A 6,041-nucleotide genomic window follows, 5' to 3' on the forward strand; every position below is an offset into this window, starting at 1 on the left:
TGTTATTGGTTCGATACGCGCGCAATTTTTCCTTGTTCTATATACACAAGTAAAATGGAAATATCCGCTGGATTTACGCCAGAAATACGTGAAGCCTGCCCCATTGAAAGTGGACGAACATCTTTCAATTTCTGTCTAGCTTCTGAAGCAAGGCTAGAAATCGCGTCATAATCAATATCTACAGGGATTTTTTTACTCTCCATTTTCTTCATTCGCTCTACTTGCTGTAAAGATTTTTCAATATATCCTTCGTACTTAATCTGAATTTCAACTTGTTCTGTAACTTCATCACTTAATTCTACTTCACTTGGTACTAAAAGATGAATATGCTCATATGTCATCTCTGGACGACGTAATAAGTCACTTGCACGTATTCCATCTTTCAATTCACTTCCGCCAATATTGCGAATTAATTCTTGAACTTCAGGACGTGGTTTAATAATAATGCTGCTTAAACGTTCCTTTTCCTGTTCAATTTGTAATTTTTTATTTGTAAATCGCTCATATCGCTCTTCTTTAATTAATCCTATTTCACGACCAACTTCAGTTAAACGAAGATCAGCATTATCGTGGCGTAATAATAGACGGTATTCTGCACGAGACGTTAATAAACGATATGGTTCATTTGTACCTTTCGTTACAAGATCATCAATTAAGACACCAATATAAGCATCCTCGCGGCCTAAAACAACTTCTTTTTTACCTAAAGAACGGCATGCTGCATTAATACCAGCCATAAGCCCTTGTCCTGCCGCCTCTTCGTAACCAGAAGTTCCATTAATTTGTCCTGCTGTATATAAATTTTTAATCTTTTTCGTTTCAAGTGTTGGCCATAATTGTGTTGGCACAATTGCATCATATTCAATCGCATAACCTGTGCGCATCATTTCAACATTTTCTAGGCCTGGAATTGTTCTAAGCATGTCACGTTGTACATCTTCTGGTAGGCTTGTGGATAAACCTTGTACATATACTTCTTGTGTATTACGCCCTTCTGGCTCTAAGAAAATTTGATGACGTGGTTTGTCATTAAATCTTACTACTTTGTCTTCAATAGAAGGACAGTACCTAGGGCCTGTTCCTTTAATCATACCAGAATACATAGCTGAACGATGTAAATTTTCATCTATTAAACGGTGTGTTTCTGTACTTGTATATGTCAACCAACATGGAATTTGATCCATAATAAATTTCGTTGTTTCAAAAGAGAACGAACGCGGCTTATCATCACCTGGTTGAATTTCTGTTTTACTGTAGTCAATTGTATTACTGTTTACACGCGGAGGTGTCCCTGTTTTAAATCTAACAAGATCAAATCCAAGCTCCTCTAAATGCTCAGATAATGTAATAGACGGTTGTTGATTATTTGGACCGCTTGAATATTTTAAATCGCCCATGATAATCTCGCCACGTAAAAATGTTCCAGTCGTAATTACAACGGTTTTCGCTGTATATTCTGCACCAGCTTGTGTAACTACCCCTTTACATATACCTTCTTCAACGATTAAACGCTCTACCATTCCTTGGAACAACGTTAAGTTTGGTGTTTCTTCAATTGTTTTCTTCAATTCATGTTGGTAAGAGAATTTATCAGCTTGCGCTCGAAGTGCACGTACAGCTGGACCCTTACCTGTATTTAGCATACGCATTTGAATATGAGTTTTATCAATATTACGTCCCATTTCTCCGCCTAATGCATCAATTTCACGAACAACAATCCCTTTTGCTGGTCCACCAACAGAAGGGTTACATGGCATGAATGCTACCATATCTAAGTTAATTGTTAACATTAATGTTTTTGAGCCCATTCGTGCTGCCGCAAGACCAGCTTCACATCCTGCATGACCTGCACCGATTACTATGACATCGTATGAACCGGCATTGTATCCCATTGTTTATTCCTCCTAATAATCTCTATCTTTCTAAAACATCACTATATTATTTTCCTAAACAAAATTGAGAGAACAACTGGTCAATTAGGCTTTCATGGACTGTGTCACCAGTAATTTCACCAAGTATTTCCCACGTTCTTGTTAAATCAATTTGCACCATATCAATTGGTACACCATTTTCTATTGCCTCAATTGCATCACCGATTGTTTGTCCCGCTTGTGTTAATAATCCAATATGTCTCGCATTAGAAACATATGTCATATCTGTAGAATCGATTGTTCCTTCAAAGAATAAATCAGCTATTGCCTTTTCGAGTTCATCTATTCCTTGTTCCTCAATTAAGGATGTTGTAATAACACGATTTCCCTCGGCTAACTCTGTAACACGTTCCATATCAATCGCTTGCGGTAAATCAGTCTTATTCACAATAACAATAAAGTCTTTTCCTTGTACCGCATGGAATAGATCTTCATCCTCATTTGTTAAAGCCTCGCTATAGTTGACAACAACTAATACTAAATCTGCTTGGCTCATCATTTCTTTTGAACGCTCCACACCAATTCGTTCAACAACATCTTCTGTCTCACGAATACCGGCTGTATCTATAAGTTTAAGAGGTACACCACGCACATTAACGTACTCTTCAATAACATCACGAGTTGTTCCTGCAATATCAGTTACAATTGCCTTTTTCTCCTGAACAAGACTATTTAATAACGATGATTTCCCAACATTAGGCCTACCGATAATTGCTGTAGCAATACCTTCACGTAAGATTTTCCCTTGTTTTGATGTTTCTAATATTTTTTCGATTTCCGAACGAACATGTGTTGCTTTCTCAATTAAAATATTATGTGTCATCTCTTCTACATCATCGTATTCTGGATAATCTATATTTACCTCAACATGAGCTAATGTTTCTAATATTTCTTGACGTAAGCGACCAATTAATTTAGATAATCGCCCTTCCATTTGATTAATTGCTACATTCATCGCACGATCTGTTTTTGCTCGAATCAAATCCATAACAGCTTCTGCTTGTGATAAATCGATACGTCCATTTAAAAAAGCACGTTTTGTAAATTCGCCCGGTTCTGCCAATCGTACTCCTTGCGCTAGAATAAGTTGCAATACTTTATTTACTGAAACAAGTCCGCCATGACAGTTAATTTCCACTATATTTTCACGTGTAAAAGTCCTCGGTGCGCGCATAATAGACACCATAACTTCTTCAATAACTTGATTTGTATCTAAATCAACGATATGACCATAATGAATAGTATGAGAAGAAACCTCTGTTAAATCCTTCCCTTTAAAAATACGGTCAACTTTCTCCACCGCATCATCCCCACTTACTCGAACAATGGCAATTGCACCCTCTCCAAGCGCTGTGGAAATCGCAGCAATTGTATCAAATTCCATGTCCTTTCACCTCACTTGCTTATTTATCTCTATTTCAACATGATTATTTCTTTCACTAAATTATTAGGATACCATAACGAACCTATCTACAAAAGAAGAATAACTCATTTTATTATATCCCCATGTAAAAAACACTAAACTTATTCACAGTGGATAAGTTTAGTGTTTTTTAGTTATCCACATCTATTTTTCGCTCAAAAAAACCGGCACTCATTTGAGCAACCGGTCATTTAGGAGATATTACAACATGCCGATGTGGTTCATTTCCTTCAGAAGTTGTTTTGATACCTTGATGATTTGATAATGCCTGATGAATAATTTTTCGTTCAAAAGATGGCATCGGTTCTAAAATAACTCTTTTTTTCGTATTAGATACTTGTTTCGCTAATCGATAAGAAAGTGATTCTAACGTACTTTTTCTTTTACTACGATAATTTTCAGCATCTAGTGTAATACCGATATACTGCTTCGTGTTACGATTTGCGACAAGTTTTGTTAAATACTGTAAAGAGTTCAATGTATTACCTCTTTTTCCAATTAAAACTCCTACATCATCACCAGAAATTGTAAATTCAATCTCGCGTCCTTTTACAATTTTACTAATTTCAACTTCCACACCCATATTGTGAATAACATTTCTTAAATATTCTTCACATTCCTGAATTGGATCTTTCTTCAATACAACTTCTACTACTGCAGGACGATTCCCAAATAAACCTAAGAACCCTCTTTTACCCTCATCGACAATATTTATATCTACTCGATCTTTTGATGTGTTTAATTGCCTTAAAGCATCCTCTACTGCCAGCTCGACTGTTTGTCCTTTAGCAGTAATTATACTCACTTGCTTGAGCCTCCAGCTTTGTTAGCCTTAATCTCTGGCCCTTTGATAAAGTACATTTGAGCAATACCAAAGATATTACCAACAACCCAGTAAAGTGATAATGCAGCTGGGAAGTTAATTGCAAAGATTAAAATCATAATCGGCATAAGCCAAATCATCATTGCCATTTGTGGATTTTGACCAGCAGTTCCTGCCATTGCAAGCTTTTGCTGAATAAATGTCGTAATCGCTGCAACAACCGGTAAGATATAGTAAGGGTCTGCCTGTCCTAAATCAAACCATAAAAATGTATGTTTACTAATTTCTGATGTTCTCATAATCGCATGATAAAATGCGAATAAAATAGGCATCTGAACAAATATTGGTAAACAACCGGCTAATGGATTTACACCATTTTTTTGATATAGCTGCATCATTTCTTGTTGTAATTTTTGCTGTGTTGCTTGGTCTTTCGAGCTATATTTCTCTTTTAACTTTACCATTTCTGGTTGTAACGCCTGCATAGCTTTCGTACTCTTCGTTTGCTTAATCATTAATGGTAATAATGCAAAACGAATAATAAGGGTCGTAATAACGATCGCTAAACCGTAATTATCACCAAGCCATGTCGCAAAATACGTGATTAACTGAGAAAGCGGGTATACAAAATATTCATTCCAAATCCCAGTGCTCTTCGATGTAATCGGCTGACCCGTTTCACTACAGCCGGTAGCAATTGCCATTAATGTAATAACCATGGCCAGTAAACCTATTTTCTTTTTCAAAGCCTGCTCCTCCTTGTTTCGGTATGTATATAGTGTAATTCATTTCCTTACGCTACTTTTTTATTCTTTTCATACCAGAGCGTTTAAAGACATGAATTAAGCTTTTCTTTACTTCTTCATATGTCATCTCTGCACAAGGCTTCCTTGCTATTATAACAAAATCTTTTCCAGAATCTATCTCATCTTTTAACTCTGTAATAGCCTGACGGACCATGCGCTTAATTCGATTACGAACTACTGCATTTCCTATTTTTTTGCTAACAGAAAGGCCGATGCGAAAGTTTGGCTGTTCTTCTTTATCTAATTGGTATACAACAAACTGACGATTCGCATTTGATTTTCCTTTTTGAAAAACCGCCTGGAATTCATCATTCTTCTTTATACGATGTTTTTTCTTCATATCAATTGACACTCCTGTATTTCATCAGCGGAAATTCACTATTATTAGAAAAAAAGACCACTGAACGATCAGTGGTCTACGCAGATAATACTTTTCTTCCTTTACGACGACGAGCTGCTAGCACTTTACGTCCGTTCGCTGTGCTCATACGGCTGCGGAAACCATGTACTTTGCTGCGCTTACGTTTATTTGGTTGGTAAGTTCTTTTCATTATATGACACCTCCCTGAGGAATATCTGTTAAAGACAGTCCTATAAATTATAGTTAATTAACTAGGAAAATGTCAATGGTTCTAGAAATTTTCATCAAATATTCATTTTGAACCTATTCACATACTTTTTCACAGCATCTATATTTCCTTGTGGATAAATGTTTTTTCACGTTTTTTATATCCACAAACTTTTTTCCCACTTTTACACAGTATATCGTGTTGTGGACAAGTTTATTCCACAAGGTATTGATTTTGTGGATAACTTTCTTAAATTCATTGCTATAGCCACTTTTTTTTGATATTATAGTTGTGTTTTCACTTTGAATAAGTTTTCCACACCTTTATCTTATCCACAATTTGTGTATAACATGTGGACAGTTTTAATCACATGTGGGTAAAAAGTTGTCCACATTTGCTTTTTTTGTCGAAAACCCTATCTCATATACAAACGACGTTTTTAGGTTTTAAAATACGTTTCGTATAAATATACATTTTATATTTATTAGG

Annotated in this window: 6 protein-coding genes; all 6 read right to left on the reverse strand. The window is 35.8% G+C overall.

Annotation, left to right across the window (positions count from 1 at the left end; translation table 11 throughout):
- Positions 1-2: 2 nt before the first annotated feature.
- Positions 3-1,892 carry a tRNA uridine-5-carboxymethylaminomethyl(34) synthesis enzyme MnmG gene (gene mnmG / locus ACW0JX_RS26815; RefSeq protein WP_000541052.1) on the reverse strand — a complete coding sequence of 630 codons (1,890 nt, stop codon included), beginning with the start codon at positions 1,890-1,892 and terminating at the stop codon, positions 3-5.
- A 46-nt stretch (positions 1,893-1,938) separates the two neighbouring features.
- Positions 1,939-3,315 carry a tRNA uridine-5-carboxymethylaminomethyl(34) synthesis GTPase MnmE gene (gene mnmE, locus ACW0JX_RS26820; protein ID WP_000393762.1) on the reverse strand — a complete coding sequence of 459 codons (1,377 nt, stop codon included), beginning with the start codon at positions 3,313-3,315 and terminating at the stop codon, positions 1,939-1,941.
- Positions 3,316-3,541: 226 nt separating this feature from the next.
- Positions 3,542-4,159 (reverse strand): RNA-binding cell elongation regulator Jag/EloR, encoded by a 618-nt coding sequence (jag, locus tag ACW0JX_RS26825; protein WP_000022795.1) that lies wholly within the window; start codon positions 4,157-4,159, stop codon positions 3,542-3,544.
- On the reverse strand, positions 4,156-4,923 hold the full coding sequence (gene spoIIIJ / locus ACW0JX_RS26830) for a YidC family membrane integrase SpoIIIJ (RefSeq protein ID WP_000726764.1): 768 nt from the start codon (positions 4,921-4,923) through the stop codon (positions 4,156-4,158). Before spoIIIJ ends, jag begins: the two co-directional genes overlap by 4 nt.
- A 52-nt stretch (positions 4,924-4,975) precedes the next feature.
- Positions 4,976-5,323, reverse strand: a complete 348-nt coding sequence (gene rnpA, locus ACW0JX_RS26835; RefSeq protein WP_000726621.1) for a ribonuclease P protein component — start codon at positions 5,321-5,323, stop codon at positions 4,976-4,978.
- Positions 5,324-5,399: 76 nt separating this feature from the next.
- Positions 5,400-5,534, reverse strand: a complete 135-nt coding sequence (gene rpmH / locus ACW0JX_RS26840; protein ID WP_000831901.1) for a 50S ribosomal protein L34 — start codon at positions 5,532-5,534, stop codon at positions 5,400-5,402.
- Between the last annotated feature and the right edge of the window lie 507 nt (positions 5,535-6,041).

This window comes from Bacillus sp. C-3-6, from assembly GCF_054509685.1.

Bases quoted from the DNA above. Each gene is read 5' to 3' on its own strand.
- mnmG (WP_000541052.1), bottom strand. From the start codon at position 1,892: ATGGGATACAATGCCGGTTCATACGATGTCATAGTAATCGGTGCAGGT.
- mnmE (WP_000393762.1), bottom strand. From the start codon at position 3,315: ATGGAATTTGATACAATTGCTGCGATTTCCACAGCGCTTGGAGAGGGT.
- rpmH (WP_000831901.1), bottom strand. From the start codon at position 5,534: ATGAAAAGAACTTACCAACCAAATAAACGTAAGCGCAGCAAAGTACAT.
- rnpA (WP_000726621.1), bottom strand. From the start codon at position 5,323: ATGAAGAAAAAACATCGTATAAAGAAGAATGATGAATTCCAGGCGGTT.